24 protein-coding genes and 1 riboswitch are annotated in these 23979 nt (G+C 72.3%); of the genes, 12 read left to right on the top strand and 12 right to left on the bottom strand.

The window, feature by feature from the left end:
* Positions 1-222: 222 nt before the first annotated feature.
* A complete protein-coding gene (locus ACIQFX_RS13550; RefSeq protein ID WP_402462006.1) occupies positions 223-588 on the bottom strand; it encodes an Rv2175c family DNA-binding protein in 366 nt (121 codons plus the stop codon).
* A 43-nt stretch (positions 589-631) separates the two neighbouring features.
* Positions 632-1795, bottom strand: coding sequence for an NAD(P)/FAD-dependent oxidoreductase (locus tag ACIQFX_RS13545; RefSeq protein ID WP_402462840.1), 1164 nt, complete (start codon positions 1793-1795; stop codon positions 632-634).
* Between the two features lie 133 nt (positions 1796-1928).
* Positions 1929-2041: riboswitch (TPP riboswitch) on the top strand.
* Here ACIQFX_RS13545 and thiO point away from each other — a divergent pair.
* The 6 genes from thiO (at position 2039) to ACIQFX_RS13515 (ending at position 7833) form a co-directional block, all read left to right on the top strand.
* A complete protein-coding gene (gene thiO, locus ACIQFX_RS13540; RefSeq protein ID WP_402462003.1) occupies positions 2039-3232 on the top strand; it encodes a glycine oxidase ThiO in 1194 nt (397 codons plus the stop codon). It overlaps the preceding riboswitch by 3 nt.
* Positions 3229-3441, top strand: a complete 213-nt coding sequence (thiS, locus tag ACIQFX_RS13535) for a sulfur carrier protein ThiS (RefSeq protein WP_402462001.1) — start codon at positions 3229-3231, stop codon at positions 3439-3441. Before thiO ends, thiS begins: the two co-directional genes overlap by 4 nt.
* Positions 3442-3446: 5 nt before the next feature.
* Complete coding sequence (locus ACIQFX_RS13530) at positions 3447-4241, top strand: thiazole synthase (protein WP_402461999.1); 795 nt, start codon at positions 3447-3449, stop codon at positions 4239-4241.
* 90 nt (positions 4242-4331) lie between these two features.
* Positions 4332-6233 carry a Stk1 family PASTA domain-containing Ser/Thr kinase gene (gene pknB, locus ACIQFX_RS13525; protein WP_402461996.1) on the top strand — a complete coding sequence of 634 codons (1902 nt, stop codon included), beginning with the start codon at positions 4332-4334 and terminating at the stop codon, positions 6231-6233.
* 6 nt (positions 6234-6239) lie between these two features.
* Complete coding sequence (locus ACIQFX_RS13520) at positions 6240-7091, top strand: deoxyribonuclease IV (protein WP_402461993.1); 852 nt, start codon at positions 6240-6242, stop codon at positions 7089-7091.
* A gap of 85 nt (positions 7092-7176) precedes the next feature.
* Entirely contained in the window at positions 7177-7833 is a 657-nt protein-coding gene (locus tag ACIQFX_RS13515; protein ID WP_402461990.1) for a DUF4396 domain-containing protein, read from the top strand.
* 50 nt (positions 7834-7883) lie between these two features.
* Here ACIQFX_RS13515 and ACIQFX_RS13510 read toward each other — a convergent pair whose 3' ends face one another.
* Complete coding sequence (locus ACIQFX_RS13510; RefSeq protein WP_376489124.1) at positions 7884-8528, bottom strand: sulfite oxidase-like oxidoreductase; 645 nt, start codon at positions 8526-8528, stop codon at positions 7884-7886.
* A gap of 183 nt (positions 8529-8711) precedes the next feature.
* On the opposite strand from ACIQFX_RS13510, the gene bfr reads away from it, so the two are divergent.
* Positions 8712-9188, top strand: a complete 477-nt coding sequence (gene bfr, locus ACIQFX_RS13505) for a bacterioferritin (protein ID WP_015032978.1) — start codon at positions 8712-8714, stop codon at positions 9186-9188.
* Between the two features lie 13 nt (positions 9189-9201).
* Here the strand turns inward: bfr and ACIQFX_RS13500 are convergent, their stop codons facing one another.
* Together ACIQFX_RS13500 and ACIQFX_RS13495 are read right to left on the bottom strand one after the other, a co-directional pair.
* Entirely contained in the window at positions 9202-9456 is a 255-nt protein-coding gene (locus ACIQFX_RS13500; RefSeq protein ID WP_402461986.1) for a bacterioferritin-associated ferredoxin, read from the bottom strand.
* Between the two features lie 122 nt (positions 9457-9578).
* On the bottom strand, positions 9579-10931 hold the full coding sequence (locus ACIQFX_RS13495) for a class II 3-deoxy-7-phosphoheptulonate synthase (protein WP_402461984.1): 1353 nt from the start codon (positions 10929-10931) through the stop codon (positions 9579-9581).
* Positions 10932-11085: 154 nt separating this feature from the next.
* On the opposite strand from ACIQFX_RS13495, the gene ACIQFX_RS13490 reads away from it, so the two are divergent.
* From ACIQFX_RS13490 to ACIQFX_RS13480, 3 genes are all read left to right on the top strand, one after another.
* Positions 11086-13905 carry an N-acetylmuramoyl-L-alanine amidase gene (locus tag ACIQFX_RS13490; protein WP_402461981.1) on the top strand — a complete coding sequence of 940 codons (2820 nt, stop codon included), beginning with the start codon at positions 11086-11088 and terminating at the stop codon, positions 13903-13905.
* 102 nt (positions 13906-14007) lie between these two features.
* Positions 14008-14064 (top strand): trp operon leader peptide, encoded by a 57-nt coding sequence (locus ACIQFX_RS13485; protein ID WP_071892416.1) that lies wholly within the window; start codon positions 14008-14010, stop codon positions 14062-14064.
* Positions 14065-14164: 100 nt separating this feature from the next.
* A complete protein-coding gene (locus ACIQFX_RS13480; RefSeq protein WP_402461978.1) occupies positions 14165-16093 on the top strand; it encodes an anthranilate synthase family protein in 1929 nt (642 codons plus the stop codon).
* Positions 16094-16131: 38 nt separating this feature from the next.
* Here ACIQFX_RS13480 and ACIQFX_RS13475 read toward each other — a convergent pair whose 3' ends face one another.
* The 4 genes from ACIQFX_RS13475 to ACIQFX_RS13460 form a co-directional block, all read right to left on the bottom strand.
* A complete protein-coding gene (locus ACIQFX_RS13475) occupies positions 16132-17130 on the bottom strand; it encodes a 2-hydroxyacid dehydrogenase (RefSeq protein WP_402461976.1) in 999 nt (332 codons plus the stop codon).
* A 79-nt stretch (positions 17131-17209) separates the two neighbouring features.
* Positions 17210-17857, bottom strand: coding sequence for a response regulator (locus ACIQFX_RS13470; protein WP_402462837.1), 648 nt, complete (start codon positions 17855-17857; stop codon positions 17210-17212).
* Positions 17858-17889: 32 nt separating this feature from the next.
* Complete coding sequence (gene macS, locus ACIQFX_RS13465) at positions 17890-19101, bottom strand: MacS family sensor histidine kinase (protein ID WP_402461973.1); 1212 nt, start codon at positions 19099-19101, stop codon at positions 17890-17892.
* 34 nt (positions 19102-19135) lie between these two features.
* Entirely contained in the window at positions 19136-19882 is a 747-nt protein-coding gene (locus ACIQFX_RS13460; protein ID WP_402461971.1) for a lysophospholipid acyltransferase family protein, read from the bottom strand.
* A 172-nt stretch (positions 19883-20054) separates the two neighbouring features.
* Between ACIQFX_RS13460 and ACIQFX_RS13455 the strand changes: the two genes are divergently transcribed.
* Both ACIQFX_RS13455 and ACIQFX_RS13450 read left to right on the top strand, forming a co-directional pair.
* Positions 20055-20837, top strand: coding sequence for an alpha/beta hydrolase (locus ACIQFX_RS13455; RefSeq protein ID WP_402461968.1), 783 nt, complete (start codon positions 20055-20057; stop codon positions 20835-20837).
* Complete coding sequence (locus tag ACIQFX_RS13450; protein WP_402461966.1) at positions 20830-21552, top strand: hypothetical protein; 723 nt, start codon at positions 20830-20832, stop codon at positions 21550-21552. Before ACIQFX_RS13455 ends, ACIQFX_RS13450 begins: the two co-directional genes overlap by 8 nt.
* Positions 21553-21663: 111 nt before the next feature.
* Here the strand turns inward: ACIQFX_RS13450 and ACIQFX_RS13445 are convergent, their stop codons facing one another.
* From ACIQFX_RS13445 to ACIQFX_RS13435, 3 genes are all read right to left on the bottom strand, one after another.
* Positions 21664-22410: an endonuclease/exonuclease/phosphatase family protein gene (locus ACIQFX_RS13445; RefSeq protein WP_402461963.1), complete on the bottom strand. Its 747-nt coding sequence runs from the start codon at positions 22408-22410 to the stop codon at positions 21664-21666.
* Positions 22411-22499: 89 nt separating this feature from the next.
* Positions 22500-23441, bottom strand: coding sequence for an ROK family glucokinase (locus tag ACIQFX_RS13440; protein ID WP_402461960.1), 942 nt, complete (start codon positions 23439-23441; stop codon positions 22500-22502).
* A 66-nt stretch (positions 23442-23507) separates the two neighbouring features.
* Positions 23508-23969 carry a DUF5304 domain-containing protein gene (locus ACIQFX_RS13435; protein WP_402461957.1) on the bottom strand — a complete coding sequence of 154 codons (462 nt, stop codon included), beginning with the start codon at positions 23967-23969 and terminating at the stop codon, positions 23508-23510.
* Positions 23970-23979 lie beyond the last annotated feature (10 nt).

Genomic DNA, 23979 nt, shown 5'->3' with positions numbered 1-23979 from the left:
GGGGGGGGGGCCCGGGGGGGGGGGGGGGGGGGGGGCCCCGCCCGGGGGGGGGGGGGGGGGGGGGGCCCCCCGGGGGGGGGGGGGGGGGGCGGGGGGGGGGGGCGGGGGGGGGGCCCCCCCCCCGCGGCACCCGCTGATGGTGTCGTCGGTGCTCACGCACGCGGGTGCGCGCGTGCCCCGCTCATGGGGACGCGGCGGTGTCCGCGCGTCGGCGCGCGGGCGTCAGAGGGCGAGCGCCTGCGCTCGGCGCTTCACCTCCGTGCCGCGATTCTCGTTGAGCGCCTGCGCGGGCGTGCCCGGCAGGCTCTCGTCCGGAGTGAAGAGCCACTCCAGCATCTCCTCGTCGGTGAAGCCGTCGTCCCGGAGCACGGTCAGCAGCCCGACGAGGCCCTTGACGATCCTGTCGCCCTGGATGAAGGCGGCGGGAATCTGCAGGGCGTTGTTCTCTCCACGGCGTACGGCGATCAGCTGGCCTTCCTTGATCAGCTGCCGCACGCGCGTCACCTCGACGTCGAGCATCTCCGCGATGTCCGGCACATAGAGCCAGGCGGGGATGAGCGCATCGGTCTTCACGTCAATCTCGGTCACGGGACAAGCCTGCCATCCCGGACTGACACCCGGTAGTCGGGCCCTACCCGACCGCCGCCTTCAGGGGGACGGACGGGTCGGACGCGCGCGCGGGATCGACCGGGGTGGCGCTCTCGATGAGCTTGCGGCCCTGGGCCAGGTCGCGGGGGCGGCCGACGGCGAGGAGGGCGACCGGAACGCCGTCCCGCAGCCAGAGCACGGACCAGGCCTCGTCGGCCGGGTCGCCGCGCCACAGCAGTTCGTCGGCGCCCGTGTGGTGTCCCGCGTACTGGACGAAGCGGCCGAACTGCTCGGACCAGAAGTACGGCACGGGGTCGTACGGCCCGGAGTCGGCTCCGGTGATCGCGGCGGCGACCGTGCGGGGGCCCTGGAGCGCGTTGTCCCAGTGGTGGACGAGGAGCCGCTCGCCGTAGCGGGCGGAGGGGAAGGAGGCGCAGTCGCCGACGGCGTACACGTCGGGCAGGGAGGTGCGCAGCCGGTCGTCGGCGGTGACGGCGCCGCTCGGGTCGAGGGCGACGCCGGAGCCGGCGAGCCAGCCGGTGGCGGGGCGGGCGCCGATGCCGACGACGACGGCGTCGGCGGGCAGGGCGCGGCCGTCGGCGAGGACGACCCGGCCTGGTTCGACGGTGTCCACGCGCGCGTGGGTGAGGAGTTCGGCGCCGCTGCCCGCGTACCACTGGGCCATCGGGGCGGCGACCTCGGCGGGGAGGGCGCCGGTGAGGGGGAGGTCGGCGGCCTCGACGACGGTGACGGCGCAGCCGGCCTCGCGCGCGGCGGTGGCGAACTCGGCGCCGATCCACCCGGCGCCGACGACCACGACGGCGTGCCGCCGTTCCAGGACGGGGCCGAGGCGCACGGCGTCGTCGAGGGTGCGCAGCAGATGGACGCCGGGGACGCCCTCGGCGCCGGGCAGGGTGATCGGGTGCGCGCCGGTGGCGAGGACCAGGGTGTCGTATCCGACGGGTCCCGCCTCGGTGTCGATCTCGTGGTCGGCGGCGCGCAGGCCGGTGACGTCGAGGCCGAGGCGGAGTTCGATCCCGAGGTCCTCGAAGTCGATGTCGAAGGCGGAGTCCTCGGCCTTTCCGAGGAGGATGGCCTTGGACAGCGGGGGCCGGTCGTAGGGCTGGTGGGGTTCGGCCCCGATGAGGGTCACGGGGCCGGTGAAGCCCTGCTCCCGCAGGGCGACGGCGGTCTGGACGCCCGCCATCCCCGCACCCACGATCACCACGCGCTGCTGGGCCTGCTTCTGCTCGCTCACCCGACCACCTTACGTATCTGACGGATCATCAGGAAGGGTGGGGTCTGTGACGCCTCCACCGCGGAAGCTAGTGTGGCGGGCGTAAAGCACTCGCGGGAGCCCGGACGACCGGGCTGAGAGGGAGGCTGGACCGGCCTCCGACCGTACGAACCTGATCCGGGTCATGCCGGCGAAGGGAGGGGCTGGACGCCCATGCGTTCTTCCGATGTCCTCAGCGACGACGGCGCATCCGATTCCGGATCCGACGTCCTCGTGATCGGGGGCGGCATCATCGGCCTGGTCACGGCCTGGCGGGCCGCGCAGCGCGGACTGCGCACCGCCGTCGTCGACCCGGACCCGGGCGGCGGCGCCGCACGGGTCGCGGCCGGCATGCTCGCCGCCGTCACCGAACTCCACTACGGCGAGGAGACCCTGCTCGGTCTCAACCTCGCCTCCGCCGCGCGCTATCCCGCGTTCGTCGCCGAACTGGAGGAGTGCACCGGCCACGACGTCGGCCACCGCTCCTGCGGCACCCTCGCCGTCGCCCTCGACGCCGACGACCGGGCCCACCTGCGCGAACTGCACGCCCTCCAGACCCGCTGCGGGCTCAGCTCCGAGTGGCTCAGCGGGCGCGAGTGCCGCCGCCTCGAACCGATGCTCGCCCCCGGGGTGCGCGGCGGTCTGCGGGTGGACGGCGACCACCAGGTCGACCCCCGCCGGCTCGCCGCCGCGCTCCTCGTCGCCTGCGAGCGGGCCGGGGTGGTCTTCCACCGCGCCCTCGCCGAACGGCTGACGGTGGTACGGGACCGGGCCCGCGGCGCCGTGCTCGCCGGCGGCGGCGAACTGACCGCCGACCAGGTCGTCCTCGCCGCGGGCAGCCTGAGCGGGCGGCTCGCCGGCGTGCCGGACGAGGTGCTGCCGCCCGTGCGCCCGGTCAAGGGCCAGGTGCTGCGGCTGCGCGTGCCCGCCGCGTACGCCCCCTTCCTCTCCCGGACCGTCCGGGCCGTCGTCCGCGGCAGCCACGTCTACCTGGTGCCCCGCGAGAACGGCGAACTGGTCGTCGGCGCCACCAGCGAGGAGCTCGGCTGGGACACCACGGTCACGGCCGGCGGAGTGTACGAACTGCTGCGCGACGCCCACGAGCTCGTCCCCGGGATCACCGAACTGCCGCTCACCGAGACCCTGGCCGGCCTGCGCCCCGCCTCTCCGGACAACGCGCCGATGCTCGGCCCCACCACCCTGCCCGGCCTGCACCTGGCCACCGGCCACTACCGCAACGGGGTGCTGCTCACTCCCGTCACCGGCGACGTCATGGCCGAGGCACTCACCACCGGCGTCCTCCCCGACGAGGCGCGCCCCTTCACACCCCGCCGATTCTCCCCCGTACGTCTGGAGCAGTCCGTATGAGCCTGTCCCTGTCCGTATCCGTGAACGGAGAACCCCGCGAGCTCTCCGGCCCCGTCTCCCTGGACACCCTCGTGGCCACCCTGACCACGGCCCGCTCCGGGGTCGCCGCCGCCCTCAACGAGACGGTCGTGCCGCGCGGCGAATGGGCCGCGACCCTGCTCGGCGACGGCGACCGGATCGAAGTCATCACCGCGGTGCAGGGAGGCTGAACGCGATGTCCGACGACACCTTCCTGCTCGGCGGCACGGAGTTCTCCTCCCGCCTCATCATGGGCACCGGCGGCGCGCCCAGCCTCGACGTCCTGGAACGCTCCCTGGTCGCCAGCGGTACGGAGCTCACGACGGTCGCCATGCGGCGCCTCGACCCGACCGTCCAGGGCTCGGTCCTCTCCGTGCTCGAACGGCTCGGCATCCGGGTCCTGCCCAACACGGCGGGCTGCTTCACGGCCGGCGAGGCGGTCCTGACGGCCCGGCTCGCCCGGGAGGCGCTCGGCACCGACTGGATCAAGCTGGAGGTCGTCGCCGACGAGCGGACCCTCCTGCCGGACGCGGTCGAGCTCCTCGACGCGGCGGAGACCCTCGTCGACGACGGCTTCACCGTCCTGCCCTACACCAACGACGACCCCGTCCTCGCCCGGAAGCTGGAGGACGTGGGCTGCGCGGCGATCATGCCGCTCGGCTCCCCCATCGGCTCGGGCCTCGGCATCCGCAACCCGCACAACTTCCAGCTCATCGTCGAGCGCGCCGGCGTTCCCGTCATCCTCGACGCCGGGGCGGGCACCGCCTCGGACGCGGCCCTGGCCATGGAACTCGGGTGCGCGGCGGTCATGCTGGCCTCCGCCGTGACCCGCGCCCAGGAACCCGCCCTCATGGCCTCGGCCATGCGGCACGCCGTCGAGGCCGGCCGCCTCGCCCACCGCGCCGGCCGGATCCCGCGCCGCCACTTCGCCGAGGCCTCCTCCCCCGTGGAGGGCCGGGCCCACCTGGACCCGGAGCGTCCCGCGTTCTGAGCCCGGGCGGCCGGGGCGCTCGTCACAGCTGCGCTGCAGTACCCGCCCGTCCGGGCGGGCGGCGTGTCCACGGCTCGTAGACTCGACGCCGTGGACACGACCCTTCAGGACCCCCTCGTCGGGCGGCTGCTCGACGGCCGCTACCGCGTCGACGCGCGCATCGCCGTCGGCGGGATGGCCACGGTCTACCGGGCCGTGGACACCCGCCTCGACCGGGTGCTCGCGCTCAAGGTGATGCACCCGGCACTGGCGACCGACGCCGCGTTCGTGGAGCGCTTCATCCGCGAGGCGAAGTCGGTGGCCCGGCTCGCCCACCCGAACGTCGTGGGCGTCTTCGACCAGGGCGCCGAGGGCGCGTACGTGTACCTGGCGATGGAGTACGTCGCCGGCTGCACCCTGCGCGACGTCCTGCGGGAGCGCGGCGCGCTGGCGCCCAGGGCTGCGCTCGACATCCTGGAGCCGGTGCTCGCCGCGCTGGGTGCGGCGCACCGGGCGGGGTTCGTGCACCGGGACATGAAGCCGGAGAACGTCCTGATAGGGGACGACGGGCGGGTCAAGGTCGCGGACTTCGGTCTGGTGCGGGCGGTGGGTTCGGCGACCGCGACGACCGGCTCGGTGCTCGGCACGGTCTCGTACCTGGCGCCGGAGCAGATCGAGCACGGCACCGCCGACACCCGCGCCGACGTGTACGCCTGCGGTGTCGTCCTGTACGAGATGCTGACCGGCGCGAAGCCGCACGGCGGCGACACCCCGGCCCAGGTGCTCTACCAGCACCTCAACACCGACGTGCCGGCCCCGTCGGCCGCCGTCCCCGGGCTCGCCCTGGAGCTGGACGAGCTGGTCGCGACGGCCACCGCCCGCAACCCCGACGTCCGCCCGCACGACGCCGTGGCGCTGCTCGCGCTGCTCCGCGAGGCCCGCGCCGCGCTCGGCGACGACCAGCTCGACGCCGTACCCCCGCAGGCGCGGTCCGAGGACCGGGACACCGCCGACGACCGGACCAGCGTGATCGCCCGGCCCGTGGCGGCCCCGGCGGACGCCGCGCAGGTGCTGCACACCAACCGCATGCCGGCGCCGGAGGCGCCGCCCTCGTCCCGGCGGCGGCCCCCGCGCGGCCCGCTGCTCGCCGTCGTCGCCGTCCTGCTCGCGCTGGGCCTGGGCACCGGCGTCTGGTACATCAACTCCGGCCAGTTCACCCGCGTCCCCGCCGTCCTCGGGCAGACCGAGGCCGTCGCGACGCAGCGGATCACCGACGCCGGCCTGGAGGTCGGCTCGACGAAGCGCGCCTTCAGCGACGTGTACGCGCGCGGCACGGTCATGGCCGTCGACCCGGCGCCCGGCGAACGCCTCCGGGGCAACGGCACGGTCGTCCTGACGCTCTCCCGCGGCCCCGAGATCGTGAAGGTGCCCAACCTCAGGAACAAGCCGCTCGCGGAGGCCAAGCGCCTCCTGGAGCGGGAGGGCCTGGTGCCCGGGGTGATCACCACCGAGTTCAGCGACTCCGTGGCACAGGGTGCCGTGATCGGCTCCGACCCGGAGCCCGGCACCGAGCGCGCCCCGGACTCGGCCATCGCCCTGGTGGTCAGCAAGGGCACCCCGATCGACGTGCCCGGCGTCACCGGCGAGACGGTCGCCGACGCCACGGCCGCTCTCCAGGAGGCCGGACTCACCGTGAAGGTCGCCCCGGAGCGGGTCCACTCGCCCGAGGAGGCCGGCACCGTCGCCGCCCAGTCCCTCGCCGAGGGCAGCCGCGCCGCCGAGGGCGACACCATCACCCTCACCGTCTCCAAGGGCCCCCGGCTGGTCGAGGTCCCGGACGTCACGGGCGAGACGACCGCGGACGCGCGCGCGGCCCTGGAGGACGCGGGCTTCGAGGTGAAGGTCGACAAGTCCTTCCCCTACCTCGGCGACACGGTGTCCGGCCAGTCCGTCAAGGGCGGCGGGACGGCCCCCGAGGGCTCCACCGTCACGATCACGATCAAGGGACTGTAGAGACTGATGCGCAACCCCGTCGGCGGCCACGTCCCCGTGGCCGGTGGTCTCGCCACGACCGGCCTCGGCTACGCCCGTGAGCTCGGAGCCGAGACCGTCCAGGTCTTCGTCGCCAACCCGCGCGGCTGGGCCACCCCGGTCGGCAACCCGGCCCAGGACGAGCGCTTCCGGGCCGAGTGCGAGGCCGAGTCGATCTCGGCCTGGGTCCACGCCCCGTACCTGATCAACTTCGGTTCCCACACCGAGGCCACCGTCGAGAAGTCGGTCGAGTCGATGCGGCACTCGCTGCGGCGGGGCCGGGCGATCGGCGCGAAGGGCGTGGTCGTGCACACCGGCTCGGCCACCGGCGGCCGCCCGCGCGCGGTGGCGCTGGCCCAGGTCCGGGAGCGGGTGCTGCCGCTCCTCGACGAGCTGACGCACGAGGACGACCCGCACCTCCTCCTGGAGTCGACGGCCGGCCAGGGCTTCTCGCTCTGCTCGCGCGCGGAGGACTTCGGGCCGTACTTCGACGCCCTCGACCACCACCCCAAGCTCGGGATCTGCCTCGACACCTGCCACATCTTCGCCGCGGGCCACGACCTGACCGGCCCGCACGGCGCCGCGCGGACCCTCGACCAGCTGGTGGCGACGGTGGGCGAGGGACGGCTGAAACTGATCCACGCCAACGACTCCCAGGACGTCGTCGGCGCCCGCAAGGACCGCCACGCGAACATCGGCGTCGGCCACATCGGCGAGGACGGATTCCGCAACCTCCTCCGCCACCCGGCGACCGACGGCGTACCGCTGATCATCGAGACGCCCGGCGGCAAGGCCGGCCACCTCGCGGACGTGGAGCTGCTGAAGAAGCTCCGGGACTGATCCGCATTCCCGTTGAGGAATACCCCAGGGGGGTATACGGTTCTTGTGAAGGCAGGCACCGCTACCCGACCATGGGGGGCACCCGATGCAGCACGACGAGCACACCCACCACGAGCACGGCACCCACACGGACCACTCGGCTCACGGGAACGACGCGGCGCACACCGCCCACGAGGGGCACTCCGCCCACACGGGGCACGCGGGGCACCACGGAACCGGGCACGACAACCACACCGGCCACGCGGGCCACACAGGGCACGCCGACCACCAGGGTCACCACGGCCACCAGGATCACGCCATGGGCGAGGTCTCCTGGGCCATGGCCGCGAAGGCCACGCTGCACTGCCTCACCGGCTGCGCCATCGGCGAGGTCCTCGGCATGGTCATCGGCACCGCGCTCGGCTGGGGCAACGTGCAGACGATGATCCTCGCGATCATCCTGGCCTTCTTCTTCGGCTACGCGCTGACCCTGCGCGGCATCCTGGCCGCCGGCGTCGACTTCAAGACGGCCTTCAAGGTCGCCCTCGCCGCCGACACCCTCTCCATCACGGTCATGGAGGTCATCGACAACGGCGTCATCGCCCTCTGGCCCGGCGCCATGGACGCACACCTCTCCGCACCGAAGTTCTGGATCGTGCTCGCCATCGCGCTCGCCGCCGCCTTCGTGATCACCACGCCGATCAACAAGTGGATGATCGGCCGCGGCAAGGGCCACGCGGTGGTCCACCAGTACCACCACTGACCGGCCCGCGGGACGACCCGCACCGAGGGACCCCCGACGGTCCGGAGCCCCTACAGCTCCGGGCCGTCTCCCGGTTCCTCCTGGTACGAGTAGCGCTGCTCCGTCCACGGGTCACCGAGGTTGTGGTAGCCGCGCTCCTCCCAGAAGCCCCGACGGTCGGCCGCCATGTACTCCACGCCCCGGACCCACTTGGGGCCCTTCCAGGCGTACAGGTGCGGGACGACGAGGCGGAGCGGGAAGCCGTGCTCGGCGGTGAGCAGCTCCCCGTCCTTGTGGGTGGCGAAGATCGTGCCGTCGGCCGCGAAGTCGGCGAGCCGCATGTTGGCGCTGTAGCCGTACTCGGCCCAGACCATCACATGGGTGACCGAGGGCGCGGGCGGGGCGAGCTCCAGGATCTTGCGGGCGGCGACGCCGCCCCATTCGGAGCCGAGCATGCTGAATTTCGTGACGCAGTGCAGATCGGCCACGACCGAGGAGAACGGGAGCGCCGAGAACTCCTCGTGGTTCCAGCACCGCTTGTCGCCGTCGGCCGTCGCCCCGAAGACGCGGAACTCCCAGCGGTCCGGCTTGAACTTGGGTACGGGCCCGTAGTGGGTGACCGGCCAGCCGCGCTGGAGCCGCTGGCCCGGCGGAAGATCCGGCGAACGATCCGGCTGCCCCGCTTCCCGGTGTACTCCGCTCTCCGGCTGACCCATGTCATCCATGGTGACAGACCGCGAGGGGTGGTCATGACCAGCCGACCTTCCGGCCGATCCAATTCGGGCAACTGCCACTAAGCCTGCACTTACTGGACGCCCCCCATTCGGGGTGCGAGGATGCGGCCATCCTGCCCAGTGACGGCGTAGACACACAGCGTGGAAGTGGAAGGAGCCTCTGCGATGCAGGGCGACCCCGAGGTCCTCGAGTTCCTCAACGAGCAGCTGACCGGCGAGCTGACGGCCATCAACCAGTACTGGCTGCACTACCGCATCCAGGACAACAAGGGCTGGACGAAGCTCGCCAAGTACACCCGCGAAGAGTCCATCGACGAGATGAAGCACGCGGACAAGCTGACCGAGCGCATCCTGATGCTCGACGGCCTGCCCAACTACCAGCGGCTCTTCCACGTCCGTGTGGGCCAGACGATCACCGAGATGTTCCAGGCGGACCGCCAGGTCGAGGTGGAGGCGATCGACCGCCTCAAGCGGGGCATCGAGGTGATGCGCGCCAAGGGGGACATCACGTCGGCCAACCTCTTCGAGGAGATCCTCGCCGACGAGGAGCACCACATCGACTACCTGGACACGCAGCTGGAGCTGATCGAGTCCCTGGGCGAGGCGCTCTACATCTCGACGCTCATCGAGCAGCCGAGCTAGTCGGGGAAGTCGCTCAGGCCGCTTCGCCGAGTTCGGCGACCGCGTCGGACCCAGAGGCCAGGGCGGGCATGCCCTGGTCCACGAGCTCCCGTCGCGGGCAGTTGCCGCGCCCGAGAATGGCCTGAATCCGACGGACGCAGGAACCGCAGTCCGTTCCGGCCTTGCAGGCGGAGGCGATCTGGCGGGGAGTGCAGGCGCCCGCGTCGGCGTGCTCCTTGACCTGCTTCTCCGTGACACCGAAGCATGAGCAGACGTACACGCGGTTCACCTCCCGCCGAGATCGATAAGGCTAACCTAACCTTACCCGGCGGCCGGGAGCCTCAAAAGCCCCCGATACCACGATGGGGCGCGGATCACATGGATCCGCGCCCCATCGTCGTAGGTATCTACTTACTGATCGCGGTACATCTCGGCCACCAGGAACGCCAGGTCGAGCGACTGGCTCCGGTTGAGGCGCGGGTCGCAGGCCGTCTCGTAGCGCTGGTGCAGGTCGTCGACGAAGATCTCGTCGCCGCCGCCCACGCACTCGGTGACGTCGTCGCCGGTGAGCTCGACGTGGATGCCGCCCGGGTGGGTGCCGAGGCCCTTGTGGACCTCGAAGAAGCCCTTGACCTCGTCGAGGACGTCGTCGAAACGGCGCGTCTTGTGGCCGGAAGCAGCCTCGAAGGTGTTGCCGTGCATCGGGTCGGTGACCCACGCGACGACCGCACCCGACGCGGTGACCTTCTCGACCAGCTCGGGGAGCTTGTCGCGGACCTTGTCGGCGCCCATGCGGACGATGAAGGTCAGCCGGCCCGGCTCGCGGTCCGGGTCCAGGCGGTCGATGTACGTCAGCGCCTCGTCCACCGTGGTGGTCGGGCCCAGCTTGACGCCCAGCGGGTTGGCGATCTGCGAGCAGAACTCGATGTGCGCGTGGTCCAGCTGACGGGTGCGCTCGCCGACCCAGACCATGTGGCCGGAGGTGTCGTACAGCTTGCCGGTGCGCGAGTCCGTACGGGTCAGGGCGCCCTCGTAGTCGAGCAGCAGCGCCTCGTGGGAGGCGTAGAACTCGACCGCCTTGAACTCGGCCGGGTCGGTGCCGCAGGCCTTCATGAAGTTCAGCGCGTTGTCGATCTCGCGGGCGAGCGCCTCGTAGCGCTGACCCGAGGGGGACGACTTCACGAAGTCCTGGTTCCAGGCGTGCACCTGGCGCAGGTCGGCGTAACCACCGGTGGTGAAGGCGCGCACCAGGTTGAGCGTCGAGGCGGAGGCGTTGTACATCCGCTTCAGGCGCTCGGGGTCCGGGATGCGGGACTTCTCGTCGAAGGCGAAGCCGTTGACCGAGTCGCCCCGGTAGGTCGGCAGGGTCACGCCGTCACGGGTCTCGGTGCCCTTGGAACGGGGCTTCGAGTACTGGCCGGCGATGCGGCCGACCTTCACCACGGGCACGGAGGCCGCGTAGGTGAGGACGGCGCTCATCTGGAGCAGCGTCTTGAGCTTGGCCCTGATGTGGTCGGCGGACACGGCGTCGAAGGCCTCGGCGCAGTCGCCGCCCTGGAGCAGGAACGCCTCGCCACGGGCGACGGCTCCCATCCGGGCACGCAGCTGGTCGCACTCGCCGGCGAAGACGAGCGGAGGATACGACTCGAGGTCCGCGATCACATCGCGCAGAGCCTCGGCATCGGGGTACTCGGGCTGCTGCGCCGCGGGCAGGTCTCGCCAGGTCGCCTTGGCGACGGCGTGGGAATCAGCGTTCACGGTCACGCGCACAACATTACGGGGTTCTTCGTCCGCTCCTGTCCCACTGACCAGTGGCTGAGACGCGTGCCCGAAATGTCACCCGGTGCCGTTCACGCATTCGAGTGGTGTTACCCTCTGGCCCGTTTCACAAGTACACAGTCGAACCACAGGGGTGGGTGTGACCCAGAGGCACCGCAGGGACCGCAAGAAGAAACGACTCCTGTACGGAGCGGCGGCCGCAGTCGTCGCCACCGCCACGATCGGCACCATCGCGGTCGCCTCCCCGGGCCTCCTCGGCGCGGCCGGCGACTCGTCCGGAGGTGACCTTTCCCTCCAGGCGCAGTTCGCAAACGCGGCACGCGAGTTCGACGTGCCGCAGAGCGTGCTGATGGCGGTGTCGTACAACCAGACGCGGTGGGAGTCGCACGACGGGCTGCCGAGCGTCACCGGCGCTTACAACGTCATGGGTCTGACCAAGGTCGACCCGGAGGACATCGAGGAGGACGCGGCCGAGGACCTCGCCCACCTCCTGAACGGCACGGGCGACCCGTCGATCGACAAGAAGATCGACAAGAAGAAGGTGCTGGCGTCGCTCCCCAAGGAGACCGTCGACACCGACGACCCGAAGCTGCACACCCTGGACAAGGCCGCCGAGCTGATCGACGGCTCGACCGACGCCGTCCAGAAGGACAGCGCCGCGTCGATCCGGGCAGGTGCCGCGCTCCTCGCGGAGTACCAGAGGCAGGCGGGCGCGGAGCTGTCCGACGACCCGGCCGCCTGGTACCCGGCGGTGGCCCGCTACAGCCAGTCCGATCGCAAGGGCTCCGACCTCTTCGCACAGCGCGTCTTCGAGTCCATCAAGACGGGCGAGCAGGAGATCACGACGGACGGCGAGCAGGTCGTCCTGCCGGCAGACCCGTCGGTGAACCCGGTCAAGCCCTCGAACGTGCCGCTGGCCGCGAGCTTCGCGGCCACGACCGCGACCCCGGCGGCCGAATGCCCGACCACCGTCGCCTGCACCTTCACCCCCGCGCTGTACACGGAGGACCAGGGCAACTACAACATCGCCAGCCGCACCAAGAACGGCGGCGGCGGCTTCGACGTCCGCCAGATCGTCATCCATGACGTCGAGGGCAGCCACGACGGCGCGGTGAGGGTCTTCACCACCCCCGATGCGTGGGCGAGCGCGCACTACATCGTGCGGGCCGACGGTCGTGTGACCCAGATGGTCGAGACCAAGAACGAGGCGTTCCACGCCAACAACAAGACCGTCAACATGCACTCGATCGGCATCGAGCACGAGGGCTACGCGATCAAGGGCGACGGCGGCTGGTTCACCGAGCCGCAGTACGAGGCCTCCAAGAACCTCGTGAAGTTCGTGGCGGCGAAGTACGAGATTCCCCTGGACCGCGAGCACGTCATCGGGCACGACGAGGCCCCGAGCGTCCACGACGCCCTGACTCAGGACCACTGGGACGCAGGCCCGTTCTGGGACTGGAACCACTACATGCAGCTGCTCGGCGCCCCCACCGGTGCCGGCAACGCGGGCGGCCTCCTCCAGGCCGGCCAGCTGGTGCGGATCGTCCCGCCGTTCACGTCGGCGAACCAGCAGGCGATGAAGTACAGGGAGAAGGTGGACGGGGTCGTCGTCACCAAGACGACCGTCCCGCTGCCGGTCAATTTCGGGTACCTCTTCTCGGAGCCCGTGGCCGACCAGACCAAGGCGCTGACCGACCCGTACTTCACCGAGGGCTGGCAGTACGGCTCCAACTGGGCGAACAAGGTCACGGCCGGCAGCAGCCATGTCGTCGCCGACGTCAAGGACGACTGGACCGCCGTCTGGTACGGCGGCAAGAAGGCCTGGTTCCACAACCCCGGCGGCCAGTACACGTCCGTCGTCGACGTGAAGAACGCGATCACGGCCAAGGACGGCGCCACCTCGATCCCGGTGTACGGGCGCGCGTACCCGGAGGACGCCGCCTACGCCGGGACCGGTGTCGCCGTCCAGCCGAGGAACGGAGAGTCGCTCACCAGGTACAGCCTCCCCGCGGGGCAGCTGTACACCAAGGCCGGCGGCCCGGTGCCGGGCGACTACTACTCCAGCGCGTTCAACGTCGACGGCACCCGGGTCGAGGGCAAGACCAACGTCTTCATCCCGATCCGGTTCAACCACCGCATGGGTTACGTGAAGGCGAGCGACATCAAGGAAGTCGCCACCAAGGCCCCCGTACGTACGGACAACCGCTACAACCTCCTCGCCCGTGACACCTCCGGTGGGCTCTGGCAGTACCAGGGCAGCGGGAAGGCCTCCGCGCCGTTCCTGGCGCGGTACAAGGTGGGCACGGGGTGGAACGCGTACAACCTGGTGACGCCGCTGACGGCGCTGCGGGCGGACGGTACGGGTGACGTGATCGCGCGGGAGCCGAGCGGTGCGCTCTGGTACTACCCGGCCAGCGGGAACCCGGCGCAGCCGTTCAAGACGCGGGTGAAGGCCGGCACCGGATGGGGCGTGTTCAACCAGGTCGTCGGCGTGCGGGACCAGACCGGCGACGGCAAGCCCGACGTGATCGGCCGGGAGAGCTCGGGCGTGCTGTGGCTGTACCCGGGCACCGGGAACCCGAGCTCGCCGCTGGGGCCGCGCCTGAAGGTGGGTACGGGCTGGCAGACGTACAACAGCATCGTCAGCACGGGTGACCTCACGGGCGACGGCAAGCCCGACGTCATGGGCCGCGACACGACGGGCGCGCTGTACCTCTACAACGGCACCGGCGTGGCGTCCAAGCCGTTCGGGCCCCGGCTCAAGATCGGCACGGGCTGGCAGACGTACAACACGATCCTCGGCCCGAGCGACCTGAACAAGGACGGCCGTCCGGACGTCATCGCCCGGGACGGATCGGGTGCGCTGTGGCTGTACGCCAACAACGGCAACCCGACGTCGCCGTTCCCGCCGCGCATGCAGGTCGGCAACGGCTGGCAGATCTACAACCTGATCTTCTGATCGGGTAGTTCGGCACACGGCCACGGCCTCCGGGGCCCGGTCCGCACCGTTCACGGTGCGGACCGGGCCCCGTTCCGTGCCCGGCTGGGTTACAGTGCTCGCATGTTCGCGCCTCAGATCCAGAACTGGTGGTGGACCGCTCATCCGGCGGCCCACTGACTGCGCGTACACCGAACGCACACAGGCCGCCCCGAGGGGCGGCCTTTCTCGTACCCGGGCCGTTCCTCCCCGCACTCCACCGGAAGGAACGACGCACCCCATGGACCTCTCCCGTCTCCTCGACGACGACTGCCCTCCCTTCGCCCTGCTGCGCAGGCGCACCCCGGGCCGCGACCACGACACCGTCGAGGTGCTGATCGGCCCCGTCCACGAGGCCGAGCGCCTCGCGGACCTGCCGGTGGGACCGCTGCCGACGCTCGCGCTCGTGCCCTTCCGGCAGATCAGGGAGCGCGGCTTCGACGTGCGGGACGACGGCACCCCGCTCTCCGTCCTCGTCGCCGAGGAGTCGTACGAGCTGCCGCTCGCCGACGCCCTCGACGCGCTCCCCGCGCACGGCGTGACGGTCGAGGGCGGCCGGTTCGACGTCTCCGACGAGGAGTACGCCGGGACCGTGCGCCGGGTCGTCGACGAGGAGATCGGCTCGGGCGAGGGCGCGAACTTCGTCATCCGGCGCACCTACACCGGTGAGATCCCCGGCTTCGGGCGGGCCGACGCGCTGGCCCTGTTCCGGCGGCTGCTCGCGGGCGAGCGGGGCGCGTACTGGACGTTCGTCGTCCACACCGGCGACCGGACGCTCGTCGGGGCCAGCCCCGAGGTGCACGTGCGGATGTCGGGCGGGGGGAGCGAGCGCGAAGCGCTCTCGGCCGAGGGCGGTGGTGGGCGACGGGCGGGCGGGACGGTCGTGATGAACCCGATCAGCGGCACGTACCGCTACCCGGCCGGCGCCGCCCCGACCGCCGAGGGCCTGCTGGCCTTCCTCGCCGACCGCAAGGAGACCGAGGAGCTCTCCATGGTGGTGGACGAGGAGCTGAAGATGATGTGCACGGTGGGCGACATGGGCGGGGTGGTGATCGGCCCGCGCCTGAAGGAGATGGCCCATCTCGCGCACACCGAGTACGAGTTGCGCGGACGGTCCTCCCTCGACGTGCGGGAGGTGCTGCGGGAGACGATGTTCGCGGCGACCGTGACCGGCTCGCCCGTGCAGAACGCCTGCCGGGTGATCGAGCGTCACGAGACCGGCGGCCGCGGCTACTACGCGGGCGCGCTCGCGCTGCTCGGCACGGACGAGAACGGGGCGCAGACGCTCGACTCCCCCATCCTGATCCGCACCGCCGACATCGACGCGGAAGGGCGGCTGCGGGTGCCCGTCGGGGCGACCCTCGTCCGGCACTCGGACCCGGCCGGCGAGGTGGCCGAGACGCACGCCAAGGCCGCCGGGGTGCTCACCGCGCTCGGTGTGCGGGAGGGCCGGCCGGCCGACGGCGACGCCCCGGCGCCCGTGCGGCTCGCGGACGATCCCCGGGTGCGGGCCGCCCTGGACGCGCGCCGGGCGGACCTCGCGCCGTTCTGGTTGAAGATGCAGGTCAGGTCGGCGGAACTGGCCGGGCACGCGCTCGTGATCGACGCCGAGGACACGTTCACGGCGATGCTGGCGCACGTGCTGCGCTCCTCGGGCCTTGAGGTGTCGGTGCTCCGCTACGACGAGCCGGGGCTGCGGGAGCTGGCGCTCGCCCACGAGGGGCCCGTCGTCCTGGGACCCGGCCCCGGGAACCCCTCGGACACCGCCGACCCCAAGATGCGCTTCCTGCGGGCCCTGACGGCCGAGCTGGTGCGGGACCACCGCCACGGCCTGCTCGGCGTCTGCCTCGGGCACGAGCTGATCGCCGCGGAGCTGGGCCTGGAGATCGTCCGCAAGCGGACCCCCTTCCAGGGGGCGCAGCTGCGGATCGACCTGTTCGGGCAGGAGCGGACCGTCGGCTTCTACAACAGCTTCACGGCCCGCTGCGACGACCGGTCGGCGACGGAACTCGCCCTGCACCGGATCGAGGTCAGCCGTGACGAGGAGACGGGCGAGGTGCACGCGCTGCGCGGGCCGGGCTTCGCCGGCGTCCAGTTCCACCCGGAGTCGGTGCTCACGACGGACGGCGCGGCCCTGACGGCCTCGCTCCTCGCCGGGGTGCTGGTCTAGGCGCGGCGCCGGGCCCTGCGAGCCCGGCAGGACCCCCGCTAGGACGCCCTCGGGACCAGGACGTTCTCGCTGCGCCGCCCGGCGGTGTAGTCGAGGACGTTCCGCACCGTGGTGTCGATGATCTGGCCGACCGCGTCGACGGTGTAGTAGGCCTGGTGCGAGGTGACCAGCACGTTCGGGAAGGTGACGAGGCGGGCGAGGGTGTCGTCCTCGACGACCTCCAGGGACTTGTCGAGGAAGAAGAGCCCGGCCTCCGCCTCGTAGACGTCCAGGCCGACGCCGGCGAAGCGGCCGGCCCGGAGTTCGGTGACGAGGGCGTCGGTGTCGATGAGTCCGCCGCGGCTGGTGTTCACCAGGATCGCGTCGTCCTTCATGGACCTGAGGGCGGCGGCGTCGATGAGGTGCCGGGTGACGGGGAGCAGCGGTACGTGGAGGCTGACGAGGTCGGCCTCGGCGAGGAGCCGCTCCTTCTCGACGTACGTCATGCCCAGCTCGGTGCAGGCGGGGTTCTCGGCGACGTCCCAGCCGAGCAGTTTCATGCCGAAGCCGTGGGCGATCCGGGTGAAGGCCTCGCCGATCTTGCCGGTGCCGAGGACGCCGGCGGTGCGGCCGCGCAGGTCGCGGCCCATCAGCCCGTCGAGGCGGAAGTCGAAGTCGCGGGTGCGGATGGAGGCGCGGGTGATGCGCCGGTTGACGGCCGTCGCGAGGGTCCAGGCGAACTCGGCGACGGAGTACGGCGAGTAGTACGAGACGCGGGCGACGGTGATGCCGAGGCGTTCGGCGACCTCCAGGTCGATGTTGTTGAAGCCCGTGGAGCGCTGGGCGATCATCCGGGTGCCGCCGGCGGCGATGGTCTGCAGGACCCGGTGGTCGAGGCTGCAGTTGACGCTGGTGGAGACGATCTCGTAGCCGGCCGCGATGGGGGCGGTGTCCTCGGTGAGGAAGACGCCCAGGGAGCGGACGTCGTGGTGGGCCTCGAACGCCTTCTCGATGAGGGGCGCCTCGTCCGCCTGCACGCCGAATGCCAGGATCTCCACGGGTTTCCCCTTGTCGTCGCCTTGGGCCGCACATGCACGAATATCGCGAATATACGGCCCCTCGCGGCGCCCGGCCGCCTCAGGCGTCGTCGAGGCCGCGTTCGATGGCGTAGCGGACGAGCTCCACCCGGTTGTGCAGCTGGAGCTTGCCGAGGGTGTTCTGGACGTGGTTCTGGACCGTCCGGTGCGAGATCACCAGGCGCTCGGCGATCTGCTTGTAGCTGAGCCCCTTGGCGACGAGCCGCAGGACCTCGGTCTCGCGCTCGGTCAGCTGCGGGGCCTTCGGCTCGTCGCCGCCGGCCGCCGGGGCGGGCTCGGAGGCGAGCCGGCGGTACTCGCCGAGGACGAGCCCGGCCAGTCCGGGGGTGAAGACGGGGTCGCCGACGGCCGTGCGCCGCACGGCGTCGGTCAGCTCCTCCGTACTGGCCGACTTGAGGAGGTAGCCGGTGGCGCCGGACTTGACCGCCTCCAGGACGTCGGCGTGCTCGCCGCTCGCCGAGAGGACGAGGACGCGCAGGGCGGGGTGCGCGCCGACCAGTTCCTTGCAGACCTGGACGCCCGGCTTGACCGGCAGGTTGAGGTCCAGGACGAGGACGTCGGGCGCCGCCGCCGTGGCCCGGCGCACGGCCTGCTCGCCGTCGCCCGCGGTGGCCACCACGTCGAACCCCGCCTCGGCGAGGTCGCGGGCGACCGCGTCCCGCCACATCGGATGGTCGTCGACGACCATCACCCTGATCCGGCGCTCGGCCTGCTGCTCGCTCACTTCTCCCCTGCCTTCCCCCGTGGAACCTTCAACTCGACTTCCGTGCCCTGGCCCGGTACCGAGATCAGCTCGGCCGTGCCGCCCAGATCCCGCAGCCTGCCCCGGATGGAGAGGGCGACGCCCATCCGGCCCTCGCCCTCCGCCTGGGTGAGACGGCCCTCGGGGATGCCGGGGCCGTCGTCCCTGACGGTGACGATCACTTCGTCCGGCCAGTCCTCGACCAGGATCCAGGCGCGGGCGTCGTCGCCCGCGTGCACCCGCACATTGTCCAGGGCGGCGCCGACTGCGGCGGCCAGCTCCCGGGCGGCGGGCGCCGGCAGCAGGACCGGGGCGCCCGGCTCGGAGAGGGTGACGCGGGCCCCGGCGCGCGGGGCGAGGAGCAGGCGCAGGTCGACGGGTGCGTCGTCGCCGGGCTCCTCGTCGACCTCGACGACCCTGACGACCGCCCCTTCGGACTCGTCCTCGGAGACGAGGCTGGGCCGGGCGAGCCCGCCGGCGACGAGGGTGCGGAGCGCCACCTCCTGCTCGCCCGCCATCCGGCCGAGTTCGGCGGCCTCGCCGCCGAGGGCGGTGCCGCGCCGCTGCACCATGGCGAGGACCTGGAGGACGCTGTCGTGGATGTCGCGGGCGAGCCGTTCCCGTTCCCGGGTGGCGGCCTCGATCTCCAGGGCGCGGGCGAGGGTGCGCTCGGAGGCGCGGGCGACCTCGACGACGTAGCCGATGGCGATGGAGGCGACCCAGACGAGCAGCACGTTGTGGAGGGTGTCCCGGCTGGGGTGGCCGCGCTCGACGATGTTGGCGACGGCGACCAGGGAGGAGGCGACTCCGGCCCAGCGCCAACCGCCCTTGATCGCGTACGCGAGGACGGAGCCGGCGGTCCATATGGACGGCAGCGTGGGGCCGTCGACGGACTGGGCCTGGGCGTCGGCGAGCGGGGTGAGGAGGATGCCGGCGAGGGCGATGGTGAGGTCGGCGACGAGGAAGCTCTTGGTGCAGCTGGCCGCGTTCGCCACCTTGGGGAGGGTGGCGAGGGTCCAGACGCACATCACCGCCAGGTAGCCGACGGCGATCCAGGGCCGTTCGTAGGCGCCCCGGTCGAACGCGAACAGCAGGACCGCGTAGACCATCGTCAGCACGCGGTAGCCGGTCAGCGCCCGCCACAGCGGCTGCTCGACCGACATGCGCACGACACGCTCGCGCTTGACCATCTCCCCCACCCCCGGAAAAACCCCTCGCGGGGAGCTACGCGCCGGACTCTTCCCGCGCGGCGATCTCGGCCTTGACGGCCTCCTTGGCCGCCTTCTCGGCGTCCGCGATCTGCCGCTTGGCGGCGGTCGCGTAGATGTCGACGTACTCCTGGCCGGACAGCTTCATGATCTCGTACATGACCTCGTCGGTCACCGAGCGGAGGATGAAGCGGTCCCCCTCCATGCCCTGGTAGCGGGTGAAGTCCAGCGGCTTGCCGATCCGGATCCCGGGGCGCATCAGCTTGGGGACGACCTTGCCGGGCGGCTGGATCTTCTCGGTGTCGATCATCGCGACCGGGATCACGGGCGCGCCGGTGGCCAGGGCCACGCGGGCGAGGCCGCCGGGCTTGCCGCGGTAGAGGCGGCCGTCGGGCGAGCGGGTGCCCTCGGGGTAGATGCCGAAGAGGCCACCGCCCTCGATGACCTCGATGCCGGCCTTGATGGCCGCCTCGCCGGCGCCGCGGGCGCCCGAGCGGTCCACCGGGAGCTGGCCGACGCCCTTGAAGAAGGCGGCGGTGAGCTTGCCCTTCACACCGGGCGTGGTGAAGTACTCGGCCTTCGCGATGAAGGTGACCTTGCGGTCGAGGACGGCGGGCAGGAAGAAGGAGTCCGAGAACGAGAGGTGGTTGCTCGCCAGGATCGCCGGCCCGTCGGCGGGAACGTTCTCCAGACCCTCCACCCAGGGCCGGAAGGCAAGCTTGAGAGACCCTCCGAGGGAGAACTTCATTGCGCCGTAGATCAACTCGCCATGCCTTCCGTGTGCCGTCGCCACGACTTTATCCCGTACCGGCGCACGCCCCCCGCTACGGCCCTGGTCGGTGTCGGTCCGGTCGCGTAACGTGAAGGTCCTTCCCCATTTTCCGTCGCTCCGGCGCCCCCGAACACGCCGGAGTCGCAACGAACAGGAGACCCCGGTGCCGGTCCTTCCCGGAGCCGAGCCGTACCGCCATGAAGGCGGAGAGGTCGGCGTCCTTCTCTGTCACGGATTCACCGGTTCCCCGCAGTCGATGCGCCCGTGGGCCGAGTATCTGGCCGAGCGCGGGCTGACGGTGTCGGTGCCGCTGCTGCCCGGCCACGGGACCCGCTGGCAGGACATGCAGGTCACCACCTGGCACGACTGGTACGCGGAGGTGGACCGGGCGCTGCGCGAGCTCCTCGACCGGTGCACGACGGTCTTCGTCTTCGGGCTCTCCATGGGCGGGGCGCTGACCCTGCGGCTCGCGGCCCGGTACGGGGACGCGGTGAAGGGCATCGTCCTGGTCAACCCGGGGAACAAGGTGCACGGCCTGGCGGCCCACGCGCTGCCGGTGGTCCGGCACCTGGTCCCCTCGACCAAGGGCATCGCGAGCGACATCGCCAAGGAGGGCGTGACCGAGGTCGGCTACGACCGGGTGCCGCTCCACGCGGCGCACTCCCTGCGCCAGTTCTTCCGGACCGTGGACGGGGAGCTTCCGCAGGTCACGCAGCCGGTGGTGCTGCTGCACAGCCCGCAGGACCACGTCGTGCCGCCCGTCGACTCGGCCCGGATCCTCTCCCGCATCTCCTCGACCGACGTCCGGGAGATCCTGCTGGAACAGAGCTACCACGTCGCGACGTTGGACCATGACGCGGAGCGGATCTTCGACGAGAGCCTGGCCTTCGTCGAGCGCCTCGCGCCGGGGCTTGTCGACGGAAAGGGGAGCAGGAGCGGTGGCTGAGCAGCAGGACGGCGGCGAGCGGGAGCCGCAGCCCATCGACGAGGAGGCGGCCTGGGCCGCGATCGTCGCCGGGTACGGCCAGGAGCCCGCGGACCCGCCGGGGGCGAAGCCGTTCCGGCCGATAGAGAACCTGCCGCTGCCGGAGCCCGAGGACGAGGCCGGCGACGGGTCCGACGAGGAGGTCCGGCCCGTGCGGCCGAGGCCGACGGTCGGGGAGGGCACGCCCTGGAAGCCGCGGCCGAAGACCGGGGGGACGCCGCCGGAGGCCTCGGACGGGCCCGGGACGGACGACGGGCCCGGGGCGGGCGACGGGCCCGGGACGGACGACGGGCCCGAGGACGGCGACGGCCCCGAGAAGCCGGCGCTCGGCAGCTCGATCGTCTTCGCGCCCGGGGTGCGGCCCGCCGGCCCCCGGGACTACTCACCCGCCGAACCGGAGGACGGCCCGGAGGGCTCCGACGAGGGCCATTTCGTCCCGCCGGAGCCGCCGCCGCTGCCCGAGACCGACGTGACGACCAGGTTCGCCTGGCTCGCCGTGGTCGGCGGCCCGGTCCTCATGCTGGTGGCCGTCCTCCTCCGGTGGGACATGACCTGGTGGCTGACGACCCTCTGCATCGGCGGCTTCCTGGGCGGTTTCGCCACCCTGGTCGGGCGCATGAAGCACGACGACGATGACGACGGGTTCGACGACCCGGGCCGCGGGGCGGTCGTCTGACCCTCCCGGCGCCGACCCGGCACCGGTCGGCGCCGGGGCGCCTCCCTGGCCGCGGCGGCCTCGCCCGACTCCGTACGGCGGGGGCGTGGCGCGGCCGTCGGCGCCCGTCGTTCAGTCGGCCGCGGGGACGCGGACGGCCGCGAGGACCGGCAGGTGGTCGGTGGCGGCCCGCAGGTCCGCCGGGTCGAGGTGCGGGGGGACGCCGCAGCCGAGGAACTCGACGCCGGGCGTGGCCAGGATCGCGTCGATGCGCTGGTGGGGGTCGCCGGGTGTCCAGGTGTGCTCGCCGCCCCAGGGCGCGGTCTCCCAGCCGTCCCGGAGTTCCGCGGTCAGCCGGGTGTGGGCGGGGCCTCCGGGACGTTCGTTCAGGTCGCCGGCGACGACGGTGTACGGGGTGCCCAGGGCGGCGACCCGGTCGAGGACCAGGCCTGCCTGGGCGTACCGCTCGTCCTTTCGCAGGCTCAGGTGGCAGCTGATCAGCCCGACCCGGGCCCTGGCGAAGCGGACGACGGCGGTCGCCAGGCCGCGGCGGTGGAGGCCGGGGGTGAGCGGCAGCAGGACGTCCTCGGTGCGTTCGACGGTGGCGCGCAGGGAGCAGAGCAGCAGGGGGCCGGCCGCGGGGGCGCCGCCGCCGAGGACGACGAGGTCGCTCTTGGCGGCGAGCCGGGCGGCGTGCTTGCGCCAGCGGAAGAAGCGCGGGGCCTCCTGGACGAGGACGACGTCCGGGGCGCAGGCGCGGACGATCCGGGCGAGGGCGTCCTCGTCGTCGCGCAGGGAGCGGACGTTGTAGCTCATGACCCGGACGACGGCCGAACCGTCGTCCTCGGTGCGGGAGCCGGGCAGTTCGCTGATCGCCATGTCGGGCAACATACGCCGACCGCCCGCCGGGTCCGTGGGGACGCGGCGGGCGGTCGGCGTACGCCTTGGAGGCCTGTCGGTGCGGGCGGTCAGCCCTGGCGTGCCAGGTCGGCGGCGCCGACGAGACCGGCCTTGTTGCCGAGCTGGGCGGCGAGGACCTGGGCGTGCGGACGCCACTGTCCGCCGATCAGCCAGCGCCGGAAGGACTTACGGATCGGGTCGAGGACGAGGTCGCCCTCGTCCGAGACGCCGCCGCCGACGATGAACGCCGACGGGTCGAAGAGCGAGGCCAGGTCGGCCAGTCCGGCGCCGGCCCAGCGGGCCAGCTCGCGGAAGGAGTCGACGGCGACCGGGTCGCCGGCGCGGGCGGCCTGGCTGACGTGCTTGCCCTCGATGCCCTCCGGGGTGCCGTCGCCGAGACCGAGCAGGATCTCCGCCCGTTCCGGGGTGGCGTTGGCGCGCTGCCGGGCGTACCGGACGAGCGCGCGGCCGGAGGCGTACTGCTCCCAGCAGCCCTGGCTGCCGCAGCCGCAGAGCAGGCCGTCCGGGACGACCCGGATGTGGCCGAATTCGGCGGCCACGCCGAAGCGCCCGCGGCGGAGCTTGTTGCCGATGATGATGCCGCCGCCGAGGCCGGTGCCGAGGGTGATGCAGATGACGTCCTCGTGGCCCTGGCCGGCGCCGAACTTGTACTCGCCCCAGGCCGCCGCGTTGGCGTCGTTCTCGACGACGACGGGCAGGCCGACCCGCTGCTCGACCTTGTCCTTGAGCGGCTCGTGCCGCCAGTCGATGTTCGGCGCGAAGAGGACGGTGGCACGCTTGTCGTCGACGTAGCCCGCGGCGCCGATGCCGACGGCCTCGATCGAGTGTCCCTTGCCGGCCTCGGAGACGGCCGCGCTGATCGCGTCGACGATCCCCTCGGGGGTCGGCGGGGTGGGCACCTTGTGCGTGTCGAGGATCTTGCCGTCCTCGTCGACCACGCCGGCCGCGATCTTCGTGCCGCCGATGTCGACGCCGATGGTGAGTCCCATGTGTCCCTCAGTTTTCGGTCGAGCCCCGCTAGGGCCCACCGTACCCGAGGGCGGGACGGCTACTGATCAGTCAAGGTCGATGTGCTGGCCGGTTCCGGGCCCTTCGTCGTCCTTCCGCGGCCCGTCGCCGTCCGCCCGGGGCCCGTCGGCGTCGCGGCGCGGGTCGTCCTCGGCCACGGGGCCGCCGCGGGTCCAGCGGCTCTCGTGGCCCTCGACGGCCGAGCGGTAGGCGGCGAGGAGTTCGCTGCCGGCGGCGGCGAGGTGGTCGAAGACCTGCGGGTTGCGCTCGATGACGGGCTCGACGACGGCCTTCGCCTGGTTGACGAGCTGCTGCACGGTCTGCACGGCCTGGCCCGCGAGGAGCGGGTTCCCGAGACCGCCGGACACCTTGTCGGCGACGGCCTCGAAGAGCTTGCGGAACTCCTCCGCGGGCGAGCCCGGCTCGGCCCCGCCCTGCGCCCGGCGGCGGGCCTTCTCCGCCTCCAGGTCCTCGGCGCAGGCTTTGGCCCAGGCGTCCGAATCGCTCATGGCGCACTCC

The sequence above is a fragment of the Streptomyces sp. NPDC093089 genome, from assembly GCF_044754405.1.
Lineage (GTDB): Bacteria > Actinomycetota > Actinomycetes > Streptomycetales > Streptomycetaceae > Streptomyces.
Note: the sequence above shows the minus strand (reverse complement) of the source record. Positions and strands in the feature narration are given on the sequence as shown.

What these genes read in the sequence shown, in the direction of transcription:
- ACIQFX_RS13515 (WP_402461990.1), top strand. Translation starts at nt 7,177, where the DNA reads ATGCAGCACGACGAGCACACCCACCACGAGCACGGCACCCACACGGAC.
- bfr (WP_015032978.1), top strand. Translation starts at nt 8,712, where the DNA reads ATGCAGGGCGACCCCGAGGTCCTCGAGTTCCTCAACGAGCAGCTGACC.
- thiO (WP_402462003.1), top strand. Translation starts at nt 2,039, where the DNA reads ATGCGTTCTTCCGATGTCCTCAGCGACGACGGCGCATCCGATTCCGGA.
- ACIQFX_RS13510 (WP_376489124.1), bottom strand. Translation starts at nt 8,528, where the DNA reads ATGGGTCAGCCGGAGAGCGGAGTACACCGGGAAGCGGGGCAGCCGGAT.
- macS (WP_402461973.1), bottom strand. Translation starts at nt 19,101, where the DNA reads ATGGTCAAGCGCGAGCGTGTCGTGCGCATGTCGGTCGAGCAGCCGCTG.
- ACIQFX_RS13480 (WP_402461978.1), top strand. Translation starts at nt 14,165, where the DNA reads ATGGACCTCTCCCGTCTCCTCGACGACGACTGCCCTCCCTTCGCCCTG.
- ACIQFX_RS13435 (WP_402461957.1), bottom strand. Translation starts at nt 23,969, where the DNA reads ATGAGCGATTCGGACGCCTGGGCCAAAGCCTGCGCCGAGGACCTGGAG.
- ACIQFX_RS13520 (WP_402461993.1), top strand. Translation starts at nt 6,240, where the DNA reads ATGCGCAACCCCGTCGGCGGCCACGTCCCCGTGGCCGGTGGTCTCGCC.
- ACIQFX_RS13545 (WP_402462840.1), bottom strand. Translation starts at nt 1,795, where the DNA reads ATGGCGGGCGTCCAGACCGCCGTCGCCCTGCGGGAGCAGGGCTTCACC.
- ACIQFX_RS13440 (WP_402461960.1), bottom strand. Translation starts at nt 23,441, where the DNA reads ATGGGACTCACCATCGGCGTCGACATCGGCGGCACGAAGATCGCGGCC.
- ACIQFX_RS13445 (WP_402461963.1), bottom strand. Translation starts at nt 22,410, where the DNA reads ATGGCGATCAGCGAACTGCCCGGCTCCCGCACCGAGGACGACGGTTCG.
- thiS (WP_402462001.1), top strand. Translation starts at nt 3,229, where the DNA reads ATGAGCCTGTCCCTGTCCGTATCCGTGAACGGAGAACCCCGCGAGCTC.
- ACIQFX_RS13530 (WP_402461999.1), top strand. Translation starts at nt 3,447, where the DNA reads ATGTCCGACGACACCTTCCTGCTCGGCGGCACGGAGTTCTCCTCCCGC.
- ACIQFX_RS13470 (WP_402462837.1), bottom strand. Translation starts at nt 17,857, where the DNA reads ATGGTCGTCGACGACCATCCGATGTGGCGGGACGCGGTCGCCCGCGAC.